Raw genomic sequence first — 24,983 nt, 5'->3', positions numbered from 1 at the left:
TTCGAAACATTGTCGGACACGCGCCGGGGGCAACGATGAACGCAGCACTGACCGATACCGCAGAACTGACCGATACCGCGGCACCGATCAATGAAGAAACGCCGGATTCCACCCGAAGCGACGTAGAGCAACTCGGCTCCGAAATCTGCGCTCTCGCCGGCCAGATCGCGGCGGCCACGGCTCGATTCCTTACCCTCCTGTCAAAATTCGACGAAGATCGCGGCTGGACCGGCCCTGGACTGCATTCATGCGCCCACTGGCTGTCGTGGAAATGTGGAATGAGCCTGCACACCGGCAGGGAATATGTTCGCGTCGCCAAAGCGCTCCGACCTTTGCCCGAGATGCGGAAGGCCTTCGAGCAAGGCCGGCTGTCCTACTCGAAGGTTCGCGCACTCACCCGGGTCACGACGCCGTCAAACGAAAAGCAGATGGTTCGGTTCGGATGCGAGGCGCCCGCAGCCCAGATCGATCGTCTCGCCGCAGGTCTGCGTAAAGCAACCGACAATGAATCCGGCAAAAGCAAAGCGCCCGAACATCTTCAGGTCCGCTGGCATTGGGACTCGGATACGGGCGAGTTTGTCATCAAAGGACGCCTGCCCGCACAGGACGGCGCCCGAATCCTCGCAGCATTGGCGGTGGCGGAACGTGAACGCACCCGAACCGCTGCCATCCGCCCTGTCGACGAGAAGGCTACAAAGAACCCGGCCGGAAATATCGGACCAGGACTCGTCGCGATGGCAGAGCTCGCCACCGCCGCAGTCACAGACCGCACGTCCAAGGCCGCCGCGAACGAAGTTGTGTTCTTCCACGAAGCGAACACCGTCCGCGTACCAAGTGGACCCGCGCTCCCCCAAAGTGCCGCCGAGGAAGTGCTCTGCAACGCGAAACTTCGCCTGGGAACGACAAAGGAGGGATGCGTTTTGAATCTGGGCCGAAGGACCCGCGTCGTCAGCGCCAAACAAATGCTGGCATTGAATTACCGCGACGAATGTTGCCGCACACCGGGTTGCGGGCGGACTCGCTTCTTACACGCACATCACGTGAAATTCTGGGGACGCGGCGGAAATACGGACTTGGACAATCTGATCATGCTGTGCGGCACCTGCCACCGCGCGCTGCATGACGGCCAGTTCACGATCACTGCTCTCGGCGAGCAGAAGTTCGAGTTCCTTTACGCCAATGGTGACGTCATCGACCCAGCACCACCGACCGAGGGATTCGCTGATGGCCTACTGCGCGGAGACATACCCGACGACGCGATCATCCCAAGATGGGACGGCGAGCCCCTTCACCTCGATCACGCGGTCAGCGTCATCCTCGACGGTTGGGCCGCCTGAGGAAACATTGGTCTAGTCCAATCTGAATCTGCCGTGAACAACAGGACAACCCTCACATCCAGGTAGTGCAATTGGTCTAGTCCTATCGCAAGATGCTTAGCGTGACCAAGAAAATCGCACGCACCTCAGCCGCCATCACACTCCTCCTCGCCGGCGCGGTAGCAGCCGGAACTGCAACCGCTGCAGCAATTCCCGGATCATCCGACCTCAATCCGTCGGCCGCCGAGAAGACAGTTGTCATCGGCCTCGACGGCACCATGCTCAGCCACATCAAGACCGCCGACGCTCCCCGCCTCCAGAAGCTGATCGCCGAAGGAACCAGCGGAGAATCTTCCATCCTCGGCCACACCACCATCTCCGGACCGTCGTGGTCGACCATCCTGACCGGAGTCTGGGATACCAAGCACGGAGTCAAGGACAACACGTACGCGGGCGCCCGCTTCGACCTCTACCCGAGCGTCTTCACCCGGCTGGAAACAGCAAAGCCCTCCCTCCTCACCGAATCGATCTCCACCTGGGGCGGCATCGACAACATCGCCTCCAGTGGGACACCGAAAGTCGACGTTGTCGTCACCACGGCCGATGCAGGTTCCGGAGCGGCCACCGACGCTGCGACGGCAGACGCCGTCGCCCGCGACATCACAGACAAGGGACCTGACCTGATCTTCACCCAACTCGATCAGGTGGACGGCGCGGGACATAGCGGCGGCACCAACGGCGCTGCGTACGAAGAGTCCATCGCCTCGGTCGATGCTCAGGTGGGCAAGATTGTCGATGCCGTCGATCAGCGCGCAGCAAAGACCGGCGAGAAGTGGACTGTACTGGTCACTGCGGATCACGGGCACAAGCCCGCCGGTGGGCACGGCGGTCAGACACCCGCGGAAGCAACGACATTCGTCATAGCACGCGGCGCGGGATACGCGGCCGGTAAGAACACAGACTCGTACACGATCGCCGACATCACCCCGACAATCCTCAAGAGCCTGGGCGTTGCATTGCCTGCCGATCTGGACGGCAAGCCGCTGGCCAAGGAAGCTCCCGGCTTCGTCGGCTCGGTCGACCTGGGATTCTTCGGCTCCTGATCGCAAGAAGGCCCGGGCCACACAGCAGAGTGCCGCAGCAAGACAGCAGCAAAAAGGCAGCAAAAAGGTCGGGCCGGAGAGCGTGTGCTCTCCGGCCCGACCTGTTGTGGAGCTGCCGGGAATTGAACCCGGGTCCTACGTTGAATCGCTAGGGCTTCTCCGTGTGCAGTTCGCTAAGTCTCTACTTGGATCTCCCGGTCTCGCGAACAAGCCAGGATGACGATCCCAGTCACTGTTTGATGTCCCATTCGACTCCGTGACCGAGCCGAACAGTAAAGCCCTCTAGCTGATGCCAGGAACCGGGTCGAGGGCAACCCCGGGCTGACAGACACGCTTCGCTACTTAGGCAGCGAGAGCGTAGTCGCGCTGATTGGAATCGGCGCTTATAGGTTTGCAGCGACGCTTACGGTGGTCTCTTGCCTGCACCGACACGCTTCCCCTAACTCAACACACGCAGTCGAAACCGTTCAGCCCCGTGTGTGCCCCGCGTCTTTCGTGGGGCTATTCACTATAACGCGCCGAAGTTCGGAAGTCATACCAATTAATCGGCGGCACTTTCCGTGTCCTTCGCCCCAGCCGTTTCGTGCACTGCACCCGCTTCCTGCACTGCACCCGTTTCCTGCACTGCAGCCATCTCACGCTCGGCGGCACCGGTGATGTTGGTGATCATCCCCTGGAAGACGACTCCGTGGAAAGGCAGGATCGAATACCAGTACGCCCGACCCGCGAGCCCGCGAGGGAAGAAGACCGCGCGTTGATCGAGGTGGGAACCCACCGGCCGTCCGTCGGCACCGGCTGGGCCTTCTGATACTCGCAACTCCAACCATGCTCCGCCCGGGACCTTCATCTCGGCGCGCAATCGGAGCAACTTGCCTCGATCGATTTCTTCGACCCTCCAAAAGTCCAGGGCTTCGCCCGTGTTGAGCCGGCGTGGATCCCGCCTGCCCCGGCGCAGTCCGACACCACCGACCGCGCGGTCCATCCACCCCCGAATGGCCCACGCCAAAGGGAATGAATACCAACCGTTCTCGCCGCCGATCGACTCGACCACCGACCAGAGGGTTTTCGGATCCGCCGCGCAGTCACGTTCGCGATGATCGACGTAGACCGCTTCGCCGGCCCAATCCGGGTCGGATGGAAGAGGATCGGATGGAGCGCCCGCAATCGTTGCACCGGACCACGCCGTCTCCACCTCACCGGTGTCGATCTTTCGAAGTGCCAGTCGCACCGCTTCTCGATACGGCGTGAGGCCCTCGGCGGGAGGCGGGATGAAGCCGTCGATGTCGTGATTGTGCATCACCGCGTCGTTCTGCAGGGATTCGATCAGGGGCATCGCCAAACCTCGTGGGATCGGCGTGACCAATCCCACCCAGTGACCTGCCAGACGCGGGGTGAGGACGGGCAGGACGAGGATGCGTCGGCGTACCAATCCAGCGACGTCGGCGTAGGTGTTCATCATTTCGCCGTACTGCATGACATCCGGCCCACCGATGTCGAAGGCGCGGTTGACCTCCGGCGTCGTCGCCGCGGCGGCAATCAAATAGTGGAGTACGTCACGCACCGCGATCGGCTGAATGTTGTTGTGCACCCACTTGGGTGTGGTCATCACCGGAAGCCGATTGGTCAAGTGGCGCACCATTTCGAAGGACGCCGAACCCGATCCGATCACCACTCCAGCTTGGAACACAACCGTCGGAACCTCGGAGTCGAGCAGGATCCGACCGACTTCGAGCCGGGACTGCAAGTGAGTCGACAACTCTCGGTCGGACGGATGAAGCCCGCCCAGGTAGACGATCCGTCGCACCCCCGCATCGCGGGCAGCGGCGGCGACGTTCTCCGCGCTTCGCTTGTCGATGTCCGAGAACGACCCTCCCCCACCCATGGCGTGAACGAGGTAGTAGACCACGTCGATATCGTCGAAAACACCTGAGAGGGTGGCACTGTCGGTCAGATCCCCGCGCTTGATCTCCACGGAATCGTGCCAGGGAACATCGCGTAGTTTCTCCGGGCTGCGCACCACCACTCGAACTCGATGACCCTCTTCGACCAGGCGAGGGGCAAGACGTCCGCCGATGTATCCGGTCGCACCCGTGATCAACACTCTCACTGCGTCCATCACCCCACGCTACGCACAATTCAACTGCGAAGCGCGAGTGCAACCTCGAGGTCGTCGTTGGTCAACATCATGTTGATCCCCGCTCCGGCCTTCGCCCCGGCGGCTGCGGCCATGATGACCTGGGCACCCGGGTCCACGACATTGCCCGCGGCGAACACGCCGGGCACGCTTGTGGCCCCCATCATGTCGACTGTGACGAAATCGCCCATCATCGTCTCGGCGCGCTGCGCACCGAATGCGCGCAAGATCGCATCGTTGGGGTCCATCGTGAGGGCGCCACCGACAAAGACCGCCGAACGCGCGACCACACTGCCGTCGGCCAACCGCACGCCCACCAACCGATCATCCTCGACGACAGGACCAGTGACCTCACCCTCGACGATCGAAATACCGCGAGCCGCAAGCTTTTCCCGATCTTCGGAACTCAGTTCGGTGATGCGATGAAGGAAGAGAACCACGTCATCGGACCACTGGCGAACCATGAGCGCCTGGTGCATCGCAAATTCCGCGCTCTTGGCGATCACGCCGAGCGGCTGATCACGCACGCCGTACCCGTGGCAGTACGGGCAGTGCAACACATCGCGTCCCCAACGCTCGCCGAAGACTTCGAGTTCTAGCGGTAGGCGGTCCGTCAGACCCGTCGAAACAAGCACCTTGCGCACCTGAATCTTGATGCCGTCAGCCAGTTCTACCGAGAATTTCTCGCCGTCCCGTGTCACGGAGACAACGGTGCCGTCGTGGAACTCGCCGCCGAATTTGCGGACCTCACCTCGGCCGATGGTCAACAATTCTGCCGGGTTCATGCCGTCACGGGAGAGGAATCCGTTCATGTGGTCGGCGGCCGCGTTCCGTGGCGATCCGTTGTCGAAGACGATCACGGACCTGCGTGCCTGACCGAGAATGAGTGCGGCGTTGAGGCCTGCCGCACCGGCTCCGATTACTGCTACGTCGAATGAGTTCTGCGTCATGAATCCAGAATGACAAGAGATCGCGTTCTTGACAAACACTGTTGCCACTTTGGCAAAATAGATCCATGACCGAATCATCGTTCGAAGCCGTTCTAGCCGGCATCGGCCCTCGCCTACGTGCGCTGCGCCAGCAGTCCGAGATGACCCTGGCCGACCTGTCGGAGACCACCGACATCAGCGTCAGCACACTGTCGAGACTCGAATCCGGTACTCGCCGAGCCAACTTGGAGTTGCTGCTGCCGATCGCCAAGGCACATGGCGTCCCGTTGGACGACCTGGTGAACAGCAAGATCAAAGACCCCCGCGTTCGAGAAGAACCTCGAACGGTCGGATGCATGACGGTCATTCCGTTGACCAGTCAACCCGGCAATCTGCAGGCCTACAAGATGATCATCTCCCCCACCGACGACGATCGCGAGCCGGGATCCCACGAGGGCTACGAGTGGGTCTACGTTCTGTCCGGGCGCATCCGACTCCAACTCGGCGACCGGGATTTCATCATGGGGGCAGGCGAGGCCGCCGAGTTCGACACGCACATCCCGCACCGCATCAGTGCTGCCGACGGACGGCCGGCCGAGGCGATCAGCCTCTTCGGAAAACAAGGCGAGCGGGTTCACCTACGCGCAGCGCCGGCCGACAGACGCGGCTGAAACGCTAGGACTGAAAACGCTGGAACTCGAAAAAATCTAGGCGCCCGCGACGGCAATCATGCCGACTGCCGCCAGCGCCAACAGCATTCCCGCTTGTTGCACGCGGCTGACCCGCTCGCCCAGCATCACCATGGCGAGCAGAACCGTCGCAGCCGGATACAGCGAACCGATCACGCTGACCAGTGAGAGCATTCCGCCTTGGAAGGCGTAGATCATCGTCCCGTTCGCGACGACGTCGAGGACGCTGACGTACACCGCGAGCTTGAGTGGCTCGCCTCGTGGGAGAACGAAGTGACCGGCCGCCAGCGCGACCAACCACACCACGACGGTCGCGGCACCTCGAGAAACGGCCAACGCCCACAGCCCGCTGCCCTCGCCGATCTGGTGAAGTGCGATGAACGAGAGTGCAAATGCGCCACCGCTTCCGACGGTCAGAAGAGCCACTTGTCTGGTGAAGCGGAGGGTGATTCCGCCGGCAACCTCACCCGCGGTGTCGTCAGGCGACTCGCGGCTGACCAGGACGACGGCGACCAGCGCGACGGCAATACCCAGGTACGCGATCAACCCCGGCCGCTCACCGAAAGCGAAGCCGACGAGCACCGGAATGCCCGCCACCAGAACAGCTGTCAGCGGCGAGACCACCGACATGGGGCCGGTTGCCAGCGCGAGATAGAACCACCAGACCGCCAGACCACTCGTGACGCCCGCGATCGCGCCCCAGATCAAACCGTTCAGCGTCAGCGTCCCGGATACGAAAGGTGCTGCGATCAGAACGATGACGAGCGAGAGCGGATACGAGACGATCACCACACGCAGTGCGGCAACTCGTCGTGACGCAACTCCCCCGACGAAGTCGCTGACTCCGTAGGCAACTGCCGCCACGAGGGCAAGCAGGATGGAGGTCAGCGCATGCCCTTGATACGACGACCGAGCTCGCGGGTCACCTCGCGCTCGGCGGTCCGCTTGGCCATGTCCTGGCGCTTGTCGTAGTCCTGCTTACCCTTTGCCAGTGCGAGTTCGACCTTGACCTTGCCGTCGTTGAAGTACATCGACAGCGGGACCAGCGTCTGGTTTCCCTCGCGGGTCTTGCCGACGAGGTGCTCGATTTCACGCTTGTGCAGCAGGAGCTTTCGGGTACGACGTGGCGAATGGTTGTTCCACGTGCCTTGCGTGTACTCCGGAATGTGCAACGAGCGCAACCACACTTCGCCGTTGTCCACCGTGGCGAACGCGTCGACGAGCGACGCCTTGCCTTCACGCAGACTCTTGACCTCGGTCCCGACGAGAGCGATGCCGGCCTCGTAGGTGTCGATGATCGTGTAGTTGTGGCGTGCTTTGCGATTGGTCGCAATGACCTTGCGGCCCTTTTCCTTCACTGTCCGGGCCTCTCAGTCCGCTGTCTTGCTGTCGAATGGTTCTTGCTGTTCCAGCATAGAAGCTCGTGCAAACCGATTATTCGCGGACGTACAGACGCAGCGTCACGTACGCCGTCACCGCGGCCATTCCGACACCGGCAAGTACGAGGATCGGCGAGACGAACAGCACGTCACTGTTGGATATCCGCGCCACGATGTTTGCTTCGTAGACGTCGGACAGGACCCCGTCGATGAAGACGTTCTTCGCCGTGAACAGTCCGGCAATGGCGAGCACCGCACCGATCAAGGCCGCCACGACGGCTTCGAGGAGGAACGGAAGCTGGGTGTACCAACGCGTCGCGCCGACCAACCGCATGATGTTGACCTCGGTACGACGCGTGAACGCGGCGATCTGGACCATGTTGGCGATCAGCAGGATGGCCGCTATCGCCTGGACGATCGCGATCGCGAACGCTGCGTTGCGCACTCCACCGAGCACGCTGAACAGTCGGTCCACCAACTCGCGCTGATTGAGCACACTCTCGACGCCGGGCCTCGAACCGAAGGTGTCGTTGATGACGCCGAACCGCTCCGGGTCACTGAGCTTGACCTTGAACGACGCCGGGAAGCTGTCGGGGCTCACCAGCGCTGCCAGTTCGGGCTGGTCCTTGAACACGCGCTCGGTGGCGTCCTTCACGGCGTCTTCGCGGTTGAGGTACTGAACCGCGACGACGGACGGAGTCTGCTCGAGTTCCTTGCGCAACGAACTGCAGATCTCCTGCTCGCAACCGGGATCGGCCGAAGAGATGTCGTCGGTCAGGAAGATCTGCACCTCGACTCGTTCGAGGAAGATCTGCTGGGTCTTGCCTGCCATCTGCACGACCAGCAGACCACCGCCGAAGAGTCCGAGGGAGATCGCCGTCGTCAAGATCATGGCGATGGTCATCGTGATGTTGCGGCGTAGGCCGGTCAGGACTTCGCTGAAAATAAAGCTGGCGCGCATCGGGGAATCCGATTCCTTTTCGAGAGGCCGGTTGTTTCACGACAACCGGTGGGCGTACGGGACGTGTGGTCGTAGTCGGCGCTACCTGCCGACGCCGTACACACCCCGCGCTTCGTCTCTGGTCACCTTGCCGAGATCGAGTTCGATGACGCGTCGACGCATGGAGTCGACGATGTGGTGATCGTGGGTCGCCATCACGACGGTGGTGCCGGTGCGGTTGATCCGCTCGAGCAGCAGCATGATGTCCTGGCTCGTTTCGGGGTCCAGGTTGCCGGTGGGCTCGTCGGCGAGCAGCACGAGAGGGCGGTTCACGAATGCGCGGGCGATGGCGACGCGCTGCTGCTCACCGCCGGAAAGTTCGGTGGGCAGTCGATCGGCTTTGCCGGCCAGACCGACCATGTCGAGAACCTCGGGCACAGTGCGCGCGATGACGTTGCGGGGCTTGCCGATGACTTCCAACGCAAAGGCCACGTTCTCGGAGACCGTCTTCTGCTGAAGCAAGCGGAAGTCCTGGAACACACAGCCCATGCTCTGGCGAAGCTTCGGCACGCGGCGGGCCGCCAACTTGTTGACGTGGAAATCCGCGACCTCGATGTCGCCGGACGTGGGCGACTCCATCTTGAGCAGCAACCGCATGAACGTCGACTTGCCGGAGCCGGAGGGGCCGATGAGGAAGACGAACTCCCCCTTCTCCACCTCCACACTGACCTTGTCGAGCGCCGGCCTGGTGGAGGCCTTGTAGGACTTCGACACATTCTTCATGCTGATCACAACTAGCCAGTCTAGCCGTTATCTAACGGTGACCTTGGCGCCACGCGCGAGCACCCTCGTCCTTATCCGGTACCGGTGGTCGCGGGTGACTGCGGCACAGACGTCGGTGCCTGCATCGCCGCGCCAGGTTGGGGAACGGTCGTCGTCGCCGGAGTGGTCGGCACCGTGGTCGCGGACTGTTCGGCGTTGCCCGGCGCAGGCGCGGGACCCGAAGTCGGCGTCGGAGAACCTGAGCTGCCCGTGCTCGATTCCGGAGACTGGGTCTCGGACGTAGTCGTCGGCTCGGTCGAGGACGGCACGGGGGTCGTCGTCGACGGTTTGACCGAGGGCGCGACGTAAGGCTCGGTCTGCGACGTGTCCACGCTGGGCGGTGGTGTCACTGCGGTCGGGTCCTCAGGATTGAGATACGTATGCAACAGATACGTCAATATCCACGCCACGATGAGAATGAAGGTAGAGGTTCGCATCCGGCCGCCGAAAATCCGGGACGGGAGCCAGTCCAGGTGAAACAGTCGGTCGAGTCCGCGGCGCGGTTCCTGATCGGTCATTCGCTCGCCTCCTCGGTCCGTACGGTGTGCAGATCCGGTGACACCGTGATCCCCTGACGTCGCAGTGCTGCGGCGACGCGGACGCGAAGAGCGCGTCCGACCTGGAACTGTTTGCCAGGGAGTGTGCGCGCGACCATCCGCACGTTGACCTGATCGACCTCCAGGCTTTCGACGCCCATGACCGTGGGCTCGTCGAGCAGCAGTTTCTTGAGTCCGCGGTCGGCCATCGCGTCGACTCCGACCTGGCGAAGCACCTCGTTGACCCGGGTGAGATCGGCGGTCGCCGGAACCGGAACGTCGATGACGGCGCGTGCCCAATCCTTGGACAGGTTGGTCGCTTTCACGATCTGGCCGTTGGGAACGGTGATGACCTCGCCGTCGGAGTTCCGCATCCGCGTCACGCGCAGGGTCACGTCCTCGATGACACCTTCGGCGTCGTCGGAGGAGCCGGTGATCGCAAGCCGGACGGTGTCACCGAAGCCGTACTGACGTTCGGTGATGATGAAGAAACCGGCAAGAATGTCCTGCACGACGCGCTGTGCACCGAAGCCGAGCGCCGCACCGAGAACGGTTGCCGGCGCGACGAGACTGCCGATCGGCAGGTTCAGTTGGTCGAGAACCTTCAGCGTCGCGATCACGTAGATGAACGTGATGACCACCCAGGTGATGACCTGCGCGACCGAGTGACGATGCTTGGTCGCCTCGGAACGAACCAGCGCATCGCCCAACTGATAGTTGGAGTCGATCTGGTCGGTGACCTTGTTGCCTCCCCAACTGACCAACCGGGCGAGAATCATCGCCCCGAGCACGGTCATGAGGACGGACAAACCGGTGGTTTGAAGCCAATCGAGCAGGTTCTGCCCAGGTCGAAGTAAAGTCATCGTGCCTTTCGGTATCCGAACGCTATGCGGACTGGTTCTCGCTCATGCGCCAGCGGATGCCGGCCTCGAGGAACCCGTCGATGTCGCCGTCGAGCACTGCCGACGGGTTGTTGACCTCGTACTCGGTACGCAGGTCCTTGACCATCTGGTACGGATGCAGAACATAGGAGCGCATCTGGTTGCCCCACGAGCTGCCGCTGTCGCCCTTGAGCGCATCCATCTCGGCGCGCTCTTCCTGACGCTTGACCGCGAGCAGTTTTGCCTGCAGGACGCGCATCGCCGACACCTTGTTCTGGAGCTGCGACTTCTCGTTCTGACAGGTGACGACGATTCCCGTCGGGATGTGCGTGAGTCGAACGGCGGAGTCCGTCGTGTTGACCGACTGGCCGCCGGGACCGGACGAGCGGTAGACGTCGACGCGGATGTCGTTCTCGTTGATCTCGATGTGGTCGGTCGTCTCGACGACCGGCAGTACCTCGACCTCGGCGAACGACGTCTGACGACGACCCTGGTTGTCGAAGGGGCTGATGCGAACGAGCCGGTGGGTGCCCATCTCGACGGACAACGTGCCGTACGTGTACGGGCCTTTGATCGCGAACGTCGCGCTCTTGAGTCCGGCTTCTTCGGCGTACGACGTGTCGTAGACCTCGACGCCGTAGTCGTGCTTCTCCGCCCAGCGGATGTACATACGCATGAGCATCTCGGCCCAGTCTGCAGCGTCGATACCGCCTGCACCGGAGCGGATGTTGATGAGCGCATCGCGCTCGTCGTACTCGCCCGAGAGCATGGTCTTGACTTCCATCGCCGCGATGTCTTCACGCAGGCTGGCGCGCTCGGCGTCGGCATCGGCCACCGCGTCGGGGCCTTCGTCTTCTGCCAGTTCGTAGAGGATCGGCATCTCGTCGAGTCGCTCGCGTAGTGCCACGATCCGGCGTAGCTCGGCCTGCGCGTGGGAGAGCTGGCTGGTGACCTGCTGGGCGTGTTCCTGGTCGTTCCACAGACCCGGGTCGGCTGCCTGGTGCTCGAGCTCGTCGATGCGTCGGCGCAGCTCCTCGACGTCCACAACCGATTCGCAGGTGCGAAGGGTGGTGTCGAGGGCGTTCAGGTCTGCAATTACGTCGGGATGCACGGTTCTCAAGGCTACCGGGTGCCGACCTCGGCCCTGCCGCCCGTCACGTATTGGGATCACCGGGACTGGAAGCCTTGCCAACCTCGCTCCGAGGGAACCTACTGGAACGATGACTGTCACCGACGAATACCTGCAGAACAACGCCGCCTACGCCGAGCAGTTCACCGGACCGCTCCCCCTCCCACCCAGCAAACACGTCGCCGTACTCGCCTGCATGGACGCCCGCATCGACGTCTATCGGGTGCTCGGAATCAAGGAAGGTGAATCGCACGTCATCCGCAATGCGGGTGGAGTCGTCACCGACGACGAGATCCGATCCCTGGCCATCAGCCAGCGTCTGCTGGGAACTACCGAGATCATCCTCATCCACCACACCGACTGCGGAATGCTGACGTTCACCGACGACGACTTCAAGCGATCCATCCAGGACGAGATCGGCATCAAACCAAATTGGGCTGCCGAATCGTTTCCCGACATCGACGAGGACGTCCGTCAGTCGTTGAAGCGCATCGAGAACAGTCCGTTCGTCACCGCGACGACCTCCCTACGCGGATTCGTCTTCGACGTCGCAACCGGAAAGCTGAACGAGGTCCTCCCCGATTGAGCCGGTAGGTTGTGTACCCGTGACCGATCGCGCATCCGACCTCGCACTCGCCCTCCGTATCGCCGACGAGGCTGACGCGATCACTCGCGCCCGCTTCGGCGCCCTCGACCTTCGAGTGGACGACAAGCCGGACCTCACCCCCGTCTCCGACGCCGATCTGGCTGTCGAGCGAGCAGTGCGCGCGACGCTCGGTGAGCATCGTCCTGCGGATTCCGTACTCGGCGAAGAATTCGGCGGCGACGCAGTCTTCGAGGGCAGACAGTGGGTGGTCGACCCCATCGACGGGACCAAGAACTTCGTCCGCAACGTACCGGTGTGGGCCACGCTGATCAGCTTGCTCGAGGACGGCGTCCCAGTCATCGGCGTCGTGAGCGCACCTGCACTGAATCGGCGATGGTGGGCTGCAACAGGTTTGGGTGCACATACGTCCTTCGGGGACAGTGATGCGCGGGCGATCCAGGTATCCGCCGTCGATCGCAGCGAGTCAGCGAGCCTGAGCTTCTCGAGCCTCTCGGGGTGGAAGGACCGCGGAATTCGCGATCAGTTCGTCGAACTCACCGACCACGTCTGGCGCGTGCGCGGTTACGGGGACTTCTTCTCCTACTGCCTCGTGGCCGAAGGCGCCGTCGACATTGCTGCCGAACCCGAGGTTTCCCTGTGGGATCTGGCAGCGCTCGACGTATTGGTCCGTGAGGCCGGCGGCGCGTTCACCGATCTGGACGGCGGCGCAGGTCCGCACGGCGGCAGCGCGGTCGCCACCAACGGACTGCTGCACGAAGACGTTCTGGCCCGCCTGCGGTAACCACCCGACTACCAGAACATCCCACCCGCCGCAAGGGTCCGAGGGAGGAGTTCCGACAGGCCCGTCGGCAGGATTCGGCACGACATCTCGGCCCGTTGACTGGAAGTAGTTGATCACGCACTACTTCCAGGAGAACGATGAACCGGATTTCCAGGCGCACGATTCTGTTCGGTCTGGCCGCAGCGCCCCTCGGGCTCGCGGTGGGCTGCGGCGCCGACCCGGCAGCGAAGAGCGCCACACTGGCGGTGGCCGGAACTTCGCGTCCGCTACCGATTCCACCGCTTGCCGAATCCACCGTCGACGACGCCGGTGTTCGCCACTTCACACTTCGTGCCGGTGCCGGAACCACCGAGATCGTCGCGGGAAAACTCACCGACACTTGGGGTTTCAACGGATCCATTCTGGGACCCACCGTCCGCGCCGAACGCGGAGAATCTGTCGCATTCACGATCGACAACACACTGGCAGAGCCCACGACCGTCCATTGGCACGGCATGCATCTGCCCGCCCGATACGACGGCGGCCCGCACCAGACCATCGAAGCCGGCGGACGCTGGGAACCGGCGTGGACGATCGGCCAGTCGGCGTCGACGCTCTGGTATCATCCACACCCGCACGGATCCACCGAACGGCACGTGCAGCGCGGTCTCGCCGGACTGTTCCTGATCGACGACGCCGACACGCGGGCGTTTGACATCCCCAAAACCTATGGTGTCGACGATGTTCCGCTGATCATCCAGGATCGTCGATTCCTCGCCGACGGCAGCTTCGACGAATCGGATCCGACCGACATAGGCCTGCTCGGCGACACGATAGTCACCAACGGCATCTCCGACGCCTACCTCGACGTCACCACCGGGGTCGTCCGGTTACGCATTCTGAACGGCTCTTCCGGCCGTCTCTACAACCTGGGGTTCCCCGACGACCGCACCTTCGATCTGATTGCCACCGACGGCGGACTGCTCGAATCACCTATTGCGATCAAGCGGATTCAGCTCAGCCCCGGCGAACGAGCCGAGATCGTGGTTCGCGTCGACCCCGGCGCGACGACCACACTGGTGTCGTTCCCGATCGAGGACGGCGGTGGCGTGAGTTCCTCCGACGCCGAGAACTTCGGCATGAACGACCGCTTCGACATCCTCGAACTGCGGGGCGTTGCCAGCCGCGCGTCACGGTCGACTCTCCCGGCGCAGTTGGCCGTACTGCCGAGTCTGGATCCGTCGAAGGCAAGCGTTTCCCGAACCTTCGATCTGCAGTGGTACATGATCAACGGGCAACGAATGGACATGAACCGCATCGACTTCGAGGCCGAGGTCGGCGCGACCGAGGTGTGGACGATCACCAACAAGGACAACTGGCCACACAATTTCCATGTCCACGACGTACAGTTCCAGATCCTCGACGTCGACGGTCGCACTCCCCCGCCGCACTTGCGCGGACTCAAGGACACCGTCTACACACCGCCGGGCAGCAGGGTTCGCGTCGCACTGCAGTGGTCCGAGTACACCGATCCCACCTTCCCGTACATGTTCCACTGCCACCTGCTGATGCACGAGGACCAAGGGATGATGGGCCAATTCCTCGTCCTCGAACCGGGACAGAAGGCGGCTCCGATGCAGATGGACATGCCGATGGACATGCCGATGCCTGGTTCGCACTCCGGTCACTGAAAGTTCTGCAAGTGGTACACGGCGAGGCGAACCCGATTGTCGCAACCGGTCTTCGACATCAGGTTCGCCACGTGCGTCTTCACCGTGGTCACACCGAGATGCAGCGTGTCCGCGATCTCCTGATTGCTCTTCCCTTCTGCCACCAGCGCGAGGACCTGCGATTCGCGATCGGTCAACGGAACCTTCTCCGTCGCAGCAGTGTCTGCGATACCACCGATCACCGCTCGATCCACAACGCGGCGGAGAAGTTCCGGAGTGAACACCATCTCGCCCTCGGCGATCCGCCGAATGGCACCGAGCAACTCGGCGGGTTCGGTGTCCTTGACGAAGAATCCCGAAGCCCCCGCGGCGAGTGCGGGATACAGATGATCGTCGTCGTCGAAGGTGGTCAGCACGAGGATGCGCGCTCGACGACCGGCCTTGACGATCTGCTGCGTGGCGCCGATCCCGTCCAGCCCGGGCATTCTCAAGTCCATCAGAATCACGTCGGGATCCAATTCTGCAGCGAGCGCTACCGCCTCGACGCCGTTCGACGCCTCACCGGCCACGGTCATGTCCTCGGCTGCCGCGCACAGCATCCGCAAACCGGCGCGCACAAGTCGCTGGTCGTCGACGATCAGCACGCTGATCACGAGACACCGCCCGAGACAACGAGTGGAATACTCACGTGCACTTCCCATTTCCCGTCACTGTTGGTGCCGGCGGTCATCTCGCCGCCGACCAACTCCGCACGCTCCTGCATTCCCACCAGGCCATGACCTGCACTCCGAGGCGATCCCTCGACGTCGTTGACAACCCTGACATGCACCCGGTTGTCTTCGCGACCGACCGAGACCGATACCAGCCCCTTCTTGTCGCCGTGCTTCATGACGTTGGTCAGTGATTCCTGAATCACCCGCAACAACGTCAGCCTCCCGATCGCGTCGAGATCGGCTGCGCCTGACTCGACATTCTCCTGGGCATCGAAGACTGCCCGCACCTCGAAACCCGCCGCACGCACACGATCTATCGCCGCCTCGATTTCCGCCTCGACGGCATCCGGCTCGACCAGAGCGACCTCACCGAGCGAAGGATCACGAAGTGCGACCAGGAGGCGACGGATATCGGCCAGCGCATCGGACGCAGTCCCACGCACATCCGCGAGGACCTCACGCACGGCCTCGTCCTGGGGCGCCAAGACATGTTGAGCCACGCCGATTCTCAGGACGATCGATGCCATGTGGTGCGCAACCAGGTCGTGCAGTTCGCGGGCGAGCGCACTGCGCTCCGCAGCGCGGGTCTGCGCAAGATTGTTCGCGGCCAATTCACGCTGCGAGCGTAGATACAGCCCGAGCAGCAGTGGCAACCCCACGTACGCAAGCACTTTCACAGCCGTCGTGACAGACCAGAACGCTTCGTGAGATTCGAACCAGATACCCGCGAGCACCGAACCGCACCATCCTGCTGCCGATACGGCAACCATTTCTCTACGCTCGGCCCGCATCGTGACGTCGACGACGGCGACCGCCCCGAGATACGGAACAAGCTCGGACAGCCCCCAGGCGTCGGCGACGAACATCGGAACGGCGAGCGCCGAGATGACCAGGGACGCGAAGACCGGCCATCGACGGCCGACGGCGAAGGCGAGCGCCGACAGCATCGACAGAATCCAGTAGGTGAGGGGAACTCGATACTCCCCCGGATACGTGCTGGCGATCAACAGGCACGGGACCACCACCAACGGCGTGTAGCGCACGTACCGCTGTATCCGATCTGGCACCTCTGTCCGGTTCACCCCTCGAGCCTATGACGCGCATCATTTCGCGGTTTCTCGACAACAGACCTTACTGATGAGTAAGATAAGGATCGTCCAACGCCCCAACACCGAGAAACAGCTGGTGATCATGACCAAGCAAGACAGTGTTGCCCCCGACAAGAGCGCTCAGCGCAGCGAATCGGGCGCGCAGCGCGGCGGCGCCAAGGGTGCGCCCCGCGACACGTCCGCCGTCGGCCTGAACCCGATCAAACGCGACGCCATGGGCGCAGCCATGCGTGTGCTTACCAAGATCACCGGTTCGGAACTGGCCGAGAAGTTCAATCTGCGTCAGACCATCGATCGCGTGACCTACGAGGGCACCAAGACGGGCTTCAAAACCCTGGGTGCCGCCACTCGAGGATTCCAGAAGGTCTCGGGCAACGGCGCACCCAAGCGCCTGCCCGACAACCCGAGCAAGAACGCCGACTACTTCGATCTGACCCCCGACGACGACCAGAAGATGATCGTCGAGACCGTGCGCGAGTTCGCGGCCGAGATCCTGCGTCCCGCAGCGCACGACGCCGACGGCGCAGCGCAGGCACCAGCCGATCTCTCCAAGCGCGCAGCCGAGCTCGGCATCACGCTGATCAACGTTCCCGAAGAACTCGACGGAGCAGCTGCCGATCGCGGCGCGGTCACCAATTCTCTTGTTGCCGAGGCACTTGCGCACGGAGACATGGGGCTTGCACTTCCGATCCTCGCACCCAGCGGCGTTGCGGTCGCACTGACGCAGTGGGGCACCGACGCGCAGCAGAAGACCTACCTTCCGGCCTTCACCGGCGAGCAGGTCCCCGGCGCAGCAGTGGTGGTCAACGAACCACGCGCACTGTTCGATCCGTTTGCCCTGCAGACCAAGGCAGTGCGCTCCCCCAGCGGCTACAAGCTCAACGGCGTCAAGAGCTTGGTGCCCGCCGCCGCTACGTCCGAACTCTTCGTCATCGCCGCAGAACTCGACGGCAAGCCGTCCTTCTTCATCGTCGAATCCGACACCAAGGGACTCGTCGTCGAAGCAGATCCCAGCATGGGACTGCGCGCCGCAGGCCTGGGTCGCCTGATCCTCACCGATGTCGCGGTGTCGGAGTCCGCACTGCTCGGCGACGGTGACGCCGAGCAGCGTAAGGCCGAATACGCCGACGCGATTCGCCTGGCTCGCCTCGGTTGGGCGTCCCTGGCCGTCGGCACCAGCCAGGCAGTTCTCGACTACGTGATTCCGTACGTCAACGAGCGCGAAGCGTTCGGCGAGCCGATCAGCCACCGCCAGGCGGTTGCCTTCATGGTCGCCAACATCGGCATCGAACTCGACGGACTGCGTCTGGTCACGCTTCGGGGCGCTTCACGCGCCGAGCAGGGCTTGTCCTTCGCTCGCGAATCCGCTCTGGCCCGGAAGCTGGCTTCCGAGAAGGGCATGCAGATCGGCCTCGACGGTGTGCAACTCCTCGGTGGACACGGGTTCACCAAGGAGCACCCGGTCGAGCGCTGGTACCGCGACCTCCGTGCCATCGGCGTTGCCGAGGGCATCGTCCTCATCTGACGCCGCTGAACTTCCAGGAGAACCACGATGATCAACCTCGAACTTCCCAAGAAGCTCAAAGCATCAGCGAACCAGGCACATCAGGTCGCGGCGCAGATCTTCCGACCCATTTCACGTAAGTACGATCTCGCTGAGCACGAGTATCCCGTCGAGCTCGACACCATGGCCGCCATGGTCGAAGGCCTCTCCGATTCCGGTGGAGACATCGGCGGTGCCAGCGGCGGACGGTCCGACGCGAGCGCCAAGGGTGGCAACGCCAACGGCGGCAACATGTCTGCGCTCCTCAACTCGCTCGAAACGTCTTGGGGCGACGTCGGACTCATGCTCTCGATCCCCTACCAGGGGCTCGGCAACGCCGCGATCGCCGCAGTGTCAACCGACGAACAGCTCGAACGTTTCGGCAAGGTGTGGGCCTCGATGGCCATCACCGAACCGAGTTTCGGTTCCGACTCCGCCGCAGTGACCACCACCGCCGTTCTCGACGGCGACGAGTGGGTTCTCAACGGCGAGAAGATCTTCGTCACCGCCGGTGAGCGTTCGACGCACATCGTCGTGTGGGCGTCGGTCGACAAGTCGAAGGGCCGAGCGGCCATCAAGTCGTTCGTCGTTCCGCGTGACGCACCGGGCCTGAGCGTTGCTCGCCTCGAGCACAAGCTGGGCATCAAGGCCTCCGACACCGCAGTACTCCTGCTCCAGGATTGCCGCATTCCCGCGGACAACATCCTCGGCAGCCCGGAGGTCAACGTGGAGCAGGGCTTTGCCGGCGTCATGCAGACGTTCGACAACACCCGGCCCCTCGTTGCAGCCATGGCCGTCGGCGTCGGACGCGCAGCTCTCGAAGAACTGCGCGGCATCCTGACCGAAGCCGGTGTCGAGATCTCCTACGACACACCGGTCTACAACCAGCATGCAGCTGCAGCCGAGTTCATCCGTTTGGAAGCCGACTGGGAGGCCGCGTACCTGCTGTCTCTGCGCGCGGCGTGGATGGCCGACAACAAGAAGCCGAACTCGCTCGAAGCGTCCATGTCCAAGGCGAAGGCCGGCCGCACCGGCACCGACGTGACGCTCAAGGCAGTCGAGTTGGCCGGCACTTACGGCTACTCGCAGCGCCCGTTGCTCGAGAAGTGGGGCCGCGACTCGAAGATTCTCGACATCTTCGAGGGCACCCAGCAGATCCAGCAGCTGATCGTCGCACGCCGCCTGCTCGGAAAGTCGTCCGCCGAACTGAAGTGACGGTCGCACGGACCAGATCCCGAAACACTCCGCCCCGCCACCTTTCGAGGTGGCGGGGCGGAGTGCTCGGTCGCCATCGTGAAACTTCACCACCGAAACCTGATTGCGCATTAGTGTGTAATCAGTCCTACAACGACGCTCGGAAGAGGTTCACGTATGCCCGGATTGGTCACCAAGGTCACTGACACCATCGGCGCGGCGGGGGTCATGTTCCGAGCCGGACTCGTCCCGTTCCCTCGCCTCGATCGCGGGCTCAAATCCATTGCAGCCGTGGACAAGTACGGACCCTTTGCCGGGCCGGTCCATGCACACGCCGAGAACGGCTACGATGCGGTGGCGGTCATCGACGAGCGCGGACCCATCACCTATGCCGAGCTCGAGCGTCAGAGCAACGCGTTGGTCCGGGCGTGGCAGGCCGACGGCATCACCTCCGACTCCGTCATGGGTGCGATGTGCCGTAACCATCGAGGCTTGGTCCTGACCATGCTGGCGGCAGCAAAGAACGGAACGAAGCTCGTTCTCATGAACACGGGCTTCGCTCGGCCCCAACTCGTGGACGTCGCCGCGCGGGAGAAGGTGGTCGCCTTCGTCTACGACGACGAGTTCGCGGACATCGCCGATGCCTTGCCGGACAACGTCGTCGTCTATCGTTCCTGGCCAGAGGGCACGGCCGCTGACGGTTCCACGGCAGCTACTCTCGACGAGGCCATCGCCGGACGCACCACGTCGTCGGTGCCGGCACCCGAGAAGAACGGTGGCTTCGTCCTCCTCACCAGCGGCACAACGGGAACTCCCAAGGGTGCGCCGCGTGGCCACACCTCCCCTCTCGCGTCGGCGCAGTTCCTCGACCGCGTGCCGTTGCGCCGCGGACAGACCATGATGATGGCGGCCCCCGCCTTCCACGGAACCGGCGTCTCGCAGTTCGCTCTCGCGTTGGCGCTCGGCCAGACCGTCGTCATGCATCGAAAGTTCGATCCGGAGAACACGATCAAGCTTGTCGCCCAGTACAAGTGCGACAGTCTGGTCGTGGTCCCGACGATGCTCACTCGCATCATCGACCTCGGTCCCGACGTGCTGTCCAAGTACGACACGTCGAACCTGAAGATCATCTTCTCGGCAGGTTCGTCACTCTCGCCCGACCTGTGCAAGCGAGTCACGGCCTCGTTCGGGTACGTCCTCTACAACCTGTACGGATCCACCGAGGTCGCAGTGGCCACGGTCGCGACTCCCGAGGATCTGACCATTGCGCCGGGAACCGCGGGCCGCGCTCCGGTGACCTGTCACGTCGAACTGTTCGACGAGAACAACAAGAAGATCACCACCCCACACACGATCGGCAGGATCTTCGTCGCCAGCGGGCTGAGCTTCGAGGGATACACCGACGGGCGCGACAAGGAACGTATCGACGGACTTCTCTCGACCGGCGACGTCGGACACTTCGACGCCAACGGCCTCCTCTTCGTCGACGGCCGCGACGACGACATGATCGTCTCCGGTGGCGAGAACGTCTACCCGCTCGAAGTCGAGAACCTGCTCGCCGATCGAGAGGACGTCTTGGAAGCGGCAGTCATCGGAGTCGAGGACGCCGACTTCGGGCACCGCCTGCGAGCGTTTGTCGTCGTCGCCCACGGCGCCGACCAGAACTCCGACGAGCTGAAGGATCACGTCCGGTCGAATCTCGCGCGCTACAAGGTTCCCCGCGAGATCGTCTTCATCGACGAACTTCCCCGCAACGCCACCGGAAAGCTGTTGCGCCGCGTACTGATCGAGATGGAGATCAGCGAAGACTGAGCACAGTCACAAAGCTCTGAGCGTGCGGATCAATTCCGCCTCGTCGACGCGAGTGGAGTGCCCGTCGCGGAGCACGACCTCGCCCGCAACCAACACCGTGTCCACTATCTGACGACTGCCCGTCGTGAGAATGGACGCGCCCGGATCTCGCACCGGGAGGCAACCGAAGTCGCGTTCGAACCGAATCATGGTGAGGTCGGCGGGATCGCCCACGGAGATCCCGCCGGACCTGGCCGGCAGACCGAGTGCTGCGTTTGCACCGCCGGATGCGATGTCGATCATGGCTTCGAAGCCGAGCAGGTCGGCGCGGCCGCGCGCGGCTCGCTGCACGTAGGCGCCGGTGCGCAGCGTCTCGAGCATGTCCTGAGTATCGTTGCTGGCTGCACCGTCCACACCCAACCCCACCGCGATCCCCGCGTCGAGGAAACTCGGGACGGGCGCGATTCCGCTACCGAGGCGCATGTTGCTGACGGGGTTGTACGACACTCCGACGCCGCGCTCCGCCAGCACCTTCTGACCACGGTCGTCGAGTTCGACGCAGTGGACCGCCAGCACCCGGTCCCACAAGAAACCATGGGAATCCAGGTAGTCGACCGCGTTCATGCCCGCGTGTTCGGTACACATCGTGTTGTCGGTCTGCGTCTCGAGCAGGTGAATCGAGACCGTCAGGTCGCGAGCCTGCGCGAACTCACGCACTTCCGACATCCCCTCCGGGGTCAGCGAACGCGGGTTCGGTACCGCGACTGCCACGTCAATGCGGGAACCGGCGACGTCCCGCATCATCTGATCCGTATGTGCGAGAACGTCTCCGAGTGGTTGCATGAGCCGCGGATCGAAGCCCCACTTCCTCGTCTTGTCCGCCCGGTCTGCGGTTCCGCGTCCCAGCACCGCACGAATCCCGGTGTCGTGCAACGCCCGGATCACGGCATCGTGAACCTCGCTGGACGGGTGCGGCCACATGTGTTCGACCAGGGTGGTCGTACCGCTGCGCAATGCCTCCAGCGAGGCTGCGACAGTGGCCGCGTATGCGCGCTCGGGAGTGATCTGAACCGACTCTTCTGCGACCGCGAGTAGCCATTCGAGAAGCGGTGTCCCTTCGGCGATCCCACGCATCAGTGACTGCTGAAGGTGCGTATGGGTGTTGACGAAGCCAGGGATCAGATACGCCCCCGATCCGTCCACACTTCCAGGTGTGGCGGTGCCGGTCGACTTCTCGATCGATTCGACCACCCCATTCGAGACGACGACGTCGTGGCCGGTCAGCCATTGCCCGCCGCTGTACAACGTCACGTCCCGGATGATCGCGTCGGTCATGTTCTTGGGCGCGGTAGTCATCGCCAGTTCTCCTGAAAGTGTGTGACGGAACGGATACGGATCAACGCGCGAAGTTCGCGCGTACTCGCTGGTCGATGTAGTCCTCGGCAGTGATCGGCGGGTACTTGCCCGCCGGCCCCTCGATGGTCACGTCGCGGTTCGCCTGAGCGAAGAACGCGAGGCTGTAGCGGGCTCCCCGATAGTCGGTGACTCCGGGACTCTTGACTCGATGAAAATTCGACGGCAGGACGTCATCACTCCATCTCATCAGCATGTCGCCGATGTTGCAGGTGATTGCTTCCTCAGCCGGCACCACCGACGTCCATTCCTGGGTGTCCATCTCCTTGCCCGGGCACAGTTGCAAGCCGCCCTGACCGTCACGCTGGAAAAGCAATGTCAGGCAATCGAAATCGGTGTGTTCTCCGGCACGCCACATCCCTTCGACATCTGCGTCGGCGGCAAGGGGGAAGTAGTGGAGTAGTCGCAGTGTGCTCTGGTAGGTGTCCACCGACGGGTCATGTGCCCTGGTGAAGAAGTCTCGTTCGAATCCCAGCTTCTCGGCGAAGCACGACAACAGGTCCATCGCAATGCCCCAGCACTTGGCTTCGAAGTCCAGGATCGTTTCGCGGAATCCGCCCAATTCGTCTGCAGTGGGCCACAGATCACCCATATGCGGGCGGGTCACCTGGTAGGACTCTTTCTGATCAGGTGTTCCGATGGACGGACGCACCTGCGTCATGCTCTCCCAGCCGGAGTTGAAACCCTTCTTGAGCGGATACTGCGCTTTGACCTCGGTGGGCAGTGCAAAGAATCGCTCGGCCGCCGCGAAAGCCTCGCGGACCTGGTCCAGATCGATCCCGTGATTGACGATTTGGAAGAATCCGATGTCGGTCGCTGCCGACCACAACTCCTCGGCGATCTCGCTGCGCCGGTTCTCGAAATCCGAGAGATCGATTCTTCGGACCTCGCGGTCGGTGGTCTCCGTGCCCAGGCCACCCATGCGGGTCTCGCGGTTGAGTTCTGTCATGTCGTACGTCATTTGCTGTCAGCTCCTTCAGCGGATTCCGATGGACCGATCGGTGAACTTGTCGGTGTAGATCTCTTCTGCAGTCAATGACTGCGGTATCGCCGCACCCCCGGCGTTCAGGATGGGCTTCAGTTCTTCGACGGTGTGAGCGACTCGCGTCATGTCGAACGTGCCGACGGATCCGTCCGCCTCGTTCGCGATCAGGCCCTTCTCTTTCAAGACTTGGGCACTGAACGCTGCTTCACCCTCGGTGTAGGGAGAGAACGACACGTCCTGCGAGACGACGTCGACAATGGCAGCATTCGCCGTATCCGGCGCAGTGATGTAGTCCGCGGTGGCCTGCCGAATGATCGGAACCAGCTTGCTCAAACACGGGGAGAGTGTCTCGACCTTGTCGGCACGAACGGAAACATTGGACGCGTAGATGTCGAAACCCGAATCTTTCAGCAGGTCATAGGAAACCGGCTTGTCCCACGCTGGCGTCTCCTTCTCGTACGTGTACGGTTCCGAATTCGCGAATCCTTGCTGAGCGATGGTCGGGTCACCGACAAATCGCGAGGGAGCTCCGTCGTAGCTCGTGTCGAGCTGAGACTGCTTCAGTAGGCCTTTCGCCACGAGCCACTGCGGAAACAGTTGCTCCTTGGAAACGACGACACTCGCGTCGGACTTGCCGATATCGGCAACACTCGCCCATTCCGGATGAGACTCTTTGTCCCACATGAGGATTGCCGGGCTGTACTTGAGCAATGGCGTGACGGCCACAACGGGCTGACTTGCCGCTGCCGCGATCACCTGATCGCCGTGCACCAAGCCGAGAGTGATCGAATCGTCGACGTACATCTGGGAGCTGACGGATTGGAACCCGATTGCCGGTCCCCCGGCCCGCAAGGTCAAGTCGACTCCGGTGTCCTTCCCTCCGGCGACAAGAGTCCCGCTGACGGACTTGTCGTCGGTGTCGACCGAATAGCCGGGACCAAGCATCTCGAAGAGCGCTCCCATATCCGACTGTGGCTGCCATTGGAGTTGAACCACAACGTTTTCCGGACAGAGACCCGCTAGGTTCTGAGCCTCGGCAGCTGGTTCGAGAGATTCAGCCTTGGCCGTCTCAGCCTCACTGGAGCTGCACGCAGTCAATCCGATGGCTGCACACATGGCCAGTGCCGCGCCGGCCGCTCCCACACTTCTGCGATTGGAATGCACCTTGCGATTTGAATACACAGCGTCTCCTTCGTGAAAACAATTGGGATGTGGGCGAACCAGGAAGGGTGATCCGATGTGCACACTCTGCAGCACATGGATTACATGCAATCGACTAGTTGTTTCCATCAGGTAACGCGCGCCAGGATTCTCGCTTCACCTGCAATGTCACCTCACAT

Annotated in this window: 23 protein-coding genes and 1 other RNA gene; 9 read left to right on the top strand and 15 right to left on the bottom strand. The window is 62.8% G+C overall.

What is annotated here, in order from left to right:
* The first annotated feature begins 35 nt into the window (after nucleotides 1–35).
* Both BH682_RS11180 and BH682_RS11175 read left to right on the top strand, forming a co-directional pair.
* Nucleotides 36–1,337, top strand: coding sequence for an HNH endonuclease signature motif containing protein (locus BH682_RS11180; RefSeq protein WP_075832897.1), 1,302 nt, complete (start codon nucleotides 36–38; stop codon nucleotides 1,335–1,337).
* Between the two features lie 92 nt (nucleotides 1,338–1,429).
* Nucleotides 1,430–2,419, top strand: a complete 990-nt coding sequence (locus BH682_RS11175) for an alkaline phosphatase family protein (RefSeq protein ID WP_411561102.1) — start codon at nucleotides 1,430–1,432, stop codon at nucleotides 2,417–2,419.
* A gap of 104 nt (nucleotides 2,420–2,523) precedes the next feature.
* Here the strand turns inward: BH682_RS11175 and ssrA are convergent.
* The 3 genes from ssrA to BH682_RS11160 form a co-directional block, all read right to left on the bottom strand.
* Nucleotides 2,524–2,894, bottom strand: a transfer-messenger RNA (tmRNA) gene (ssrA, locus tag BH682_RS11170).
* Nucleotides 2,895–2,960: 66 nt separating this feature from the next.
* Nucleotides 2,961–4,535: an SDR family oxidoreductase gene (locus BH682_RS11165; RefSeq protein ID WP_075832893.1), complete on the bottom strand. Its 1,575-nt coding sequence runs from the start codon at nucleotides 4,533–4,535 to the stop codon at nucleotides 2,961–2,963.
* A 20-nt stretch (nucleotides 4,536–4,555) separates the two neighbouring features.
* Entirely contained in the window at nucleotides 4,556–5,503 is a 948-nt protein-coding gene (locus BH682_RS11160) for an NAD(P)/FAD-dependent oxidoreductase (RefSeq protein WP_075835243.1), read from the bottom strand.
* A 65-nt stretch (nucleotides 5,504–5,568) separates the two neighbouring features.
* On the opposite strand from BH682_RS11160, the gene BH682_RS11155 reads away from it, so the two are divergent.
* Nucleotides 5,569–6,153 carry a helix-turn-helix domain-containing protein gene (locus BH682_RS11155; protein ID WP_075832891.1) on the top strand — a complete coding sequence of 195 codons (585 nt, stop codon included), beginning with the start codon at nucleotides 5,569–5,571 and terminating at the stop codon, nucleotides 6,151–6,153.
* Nucleotides 6,154–6,189: 36 nt separating this feature from the next.
* Here BH682_RS11155 and BH682_RS11150 read toward each other — a convergent pair whose 3' ends face one another.
* The 7 genes from BH682_RS11150 to prfB form a co-directional block, all read right to left on the bottom strand.
* Entirely contained in the window at nucleotides 6,190–7,047 is an 858-nt protein-coding gene (locus tag BH682_RS11150; protein WP_075832889.1) for a DMT family transporter, read from the bottom strand.
* A gap of 8 nt (nucleotides 7,048–7,055) precedes the next feature.
* Nucleotides 7,056–7,529, bottom strand: coding sequence for an SsrA-binding protein SmpB (gene smpB, locus BH682_RS11145; protein WP_003942330.1), 474 nt, complete (start codon nucleotides 7,527–7,529; stop codon nucleotides 7,056–7,058).
* 76 nt (nucleotides 7,530–7,605) lie between these two features.
* Nucleotides 7,606–8,511, bottom strand: a complete 906-nt coding sequence (gene ftsX, locus BH682_RS11140; protein WP_003942367.1) for a permease-like cell division protein FtsX — start codon at nucleotides 8,509–8,511, stop codon at nucleotides 7,606–7,608.
* Nucleotides 8,512–8,592: 81 nt separating this feature from the next.
* Nucleotides 8,593–9,273 carry a cell division ATP-binding protein FtsE gene (gene ftsE / locus BH682_RS11135; RefSeq protein WP_020969258.1) on the bottom strand — a complete coding sequence of 227 codons (681 nt, stop codon included), beginning with the start codon at nucleotides 9,271–9,273 and terminating at the stop codon, nucleotides 8,593–8,595.
* Between the two features lie 71 nt (nucleotides 9,274–9,344).
* A complete protein-coding gene (locus tag BH682_RS11130; RefSeq protein ID WP_007731286.1) occupies nucleotides 9,345–9,830 on the bottom strand; it encodes a hypothetical protein in 486 nt (161 codons plus the stop codon).
* Entirely contained in the window at nucleotides 9,827–10,711 is an 885-nt protein-coding gene (locus BH682_RS11125) for a mechanosensitive ion channel family protein (RefSeq protein WP_003942304.1), read from the bottom strand. The genes BH682_RS11130 and BH682_RS11125 overlap by 4 nt, the downstream gene beginning before the upstream one ends.
* A gap of 22 nt (nucleotides 10,712–10,733) precedes the next feature.
* On the bottom strand, nucleotides 10,734–11,840 hold the full coding sequence (prfB, locus tag BH682_RS11120; RefSeq protein ID WP_075832887.1) for a peptide chain release factor 2: 1,107 nt from the start codon (nucleotides 11,838–11,840) through the stop codon (nucleotides 10,734–10,736).
* Between the two features lie 109 nt (nucleotides 11,841–11,949).
* Here prfB and BH682_RS11115 point away from each other — a divergent pair, with 109 nt between their 5' ends.
* The 3 genes from BH682_RS11115 (at nucleotide 11,950) to BH682_RS11105 (ending at nucleotide 14,916) form a co-directional block, all read left to right on the top strand.
* The gene (locus tag BH682_RS11115; protein ID WP_007731285.1) at nucleotides 11,950–12,444 is read left to right on the top strand and encodes a beta-class carbonic anhydrase; all 495 of its coding nucleotides are present in this window, start codon (nucleotides 11,950–11,952) and stop codon (nucleotides 12,442–12,444) included.
* Between the two features lie 19 nt (nucleotides 12,445–12,463).
* Nucleotides 12,464–13,246 (top strand): histidinol-phosphatase, encoded by a 783-nt coding sequence (hisN, locus tag BH682_RS11110; protein WP_007731284.1) that lies wholly within the window; start codon nucleotides 12,464–12,466, stop codon nucleotides 13,244–13,246.
* A gap of 137 nt (nucleotides 13,247–13,383) precedes the next feature.
* The gene (locus BH682_RS11105) at nucleotides 13,384–14,916 is read left to right on the top strand and encodes a multicopper oxidase family protein (RefSeq protein ID WP_063316614.1); all 1,533 of its coding nucleotides are present in this window, start codon (nucleotides 13,384–13,386) and stop codon (nucleotides 14,914–14,916) included.
* Here BH682_RS11105 and BH682_RS11100 read toward each other — a convergent pair.
* On the bottom strand, nucleotides 14,910–15,548 hold the full coding sequence (locus BH682_RS11100) for a response regulator (protein ID WP_047271656.1): 639 nt from the start codon (nucleotides 15,546–15,548) through the stop codon (nucleotides 14,910–14,912). The two genes, BH682_RS11105 and BH682_RS11100, sit on opposite strands and share 7 nt — an antisense overlap.
* The gene (locus tag BH682_RS11095) at nucleotides 15,545–16,690 is read right to left on the bottom strand and encodes a sensor histidine kinase (protein ID WP_223304439.1); all 1,146 of its coding nucleotides are present in this window, start codon (nucleotides 16,688–16,690) and stop codon (nucleotides 15,545–15,547) included. The genes BH682_RS11100 and BH682_RS11095 overlap by 4 nt, the downstream gene beginning before the upstream one ends.
* A 103-nt stretch (nucleotides 16,691–16,793) precedes the next feature.
* On the opposite strand from BH682_RS11095, the gene BH682_RS11090 reads away from it, so the two are divergent.
* From BH682_RS11090 to BH682_RS11080, 3 genes are all read left to right on the top strand, one after another.
* A complete protein-coding gene (locus BH682_RS11090) occupies nucleotides 16,794–18,242 on the top strand; it encodes an acyl-CoA dehydrogenase family protein (protein ID WP_064689009.1) in 1,449 nt (482 codons plus the stop codon).
* A gap of 27 nt (nucleotides 18,243–18,269) precedes the next feature.
* Nucleotides 18,270–19,475: an acyl-CoA dehydrogenase family protein gene (locus BH682_RS11085; protein ID WP_003942363.1), complete on the top strand. Its 1,206-nt coding sequence runs from the start codon at nucleotides 18,270–18,272 to the stop codon at nucleotides 19,473–19,475.
* Between the two features lie 156 nt (nucleotides 19,476–19,631).
* Entirely contained in the window at nucleotides 19,632–21,266 is a 1,635-nt protein-coding gene (locus BH682_RS11080; protein WP_064688960.1) for an acyl-CoA synthetase, read from the top strand.
* A gap of 6 nt (nucleotides 21,267–21,272) precedes the next feature.
* On the opposite strand, the gene BH682_RS11075 is transcribed toward BH682_RS11080, so the two are convergent.
* The 3 genes from BH682_RS11075 to BH682_RS11065 are packed head-to-tail and all read right to left on the bottom strand — an operon-like array spanning nucleotide 21,273 to nucleotide 24,825.
* Nucleotides 21,273–22,601, bottom strand: a complete 1,329-nt coding sequence (locus BH682_RS11075; RefSeq protein ID WP_075832885.1) for an amidohydrolase family protein — start codon at nucleotides 22,599–22,601, stop codon at nucleotides 21,273–21,275.
* Nucleotides 22,602–22,641: 40 nt separating this feature from the next.
* Entirely contained in the window at nucleotides 22,642–23,619 is a 978-nt protein-coding gene (locus BH682_RS11070) for an isopenicillin N synthase family dioxygenase (protein WP_075832883.1), read from the bottom strand.
* A 15-nt stretch (nucleotides 23,620–23,634) separates the two neighbouring features.
* Entirely contained in the window at nucleotides 23,635–24,825 is a 1,191-nt protein-coding gene (locus BH682_RS11065) for a nitrate ABC transporter substrate-binding protein (protein ID WP_083954749.1), read from the bottom strand.
* Between the last annotated feature and the right edge of the window lie 158 nt (nucleotides 24,826–24,983).

Origin of the sequence: Rhodococcus sp. YL-1, from assembly GCF_001942025.1 — a bacterium.
GTDB lineage: Bacteria > Actinomycetota > Actinomycetes > Mycobacteriales > Mycobacteriaceae > Rhodococcus_F > Rhodococcus_F qingshengii.
This window is presented reverse-complemented; position numbering and strand designations above follow the sequence as displayed.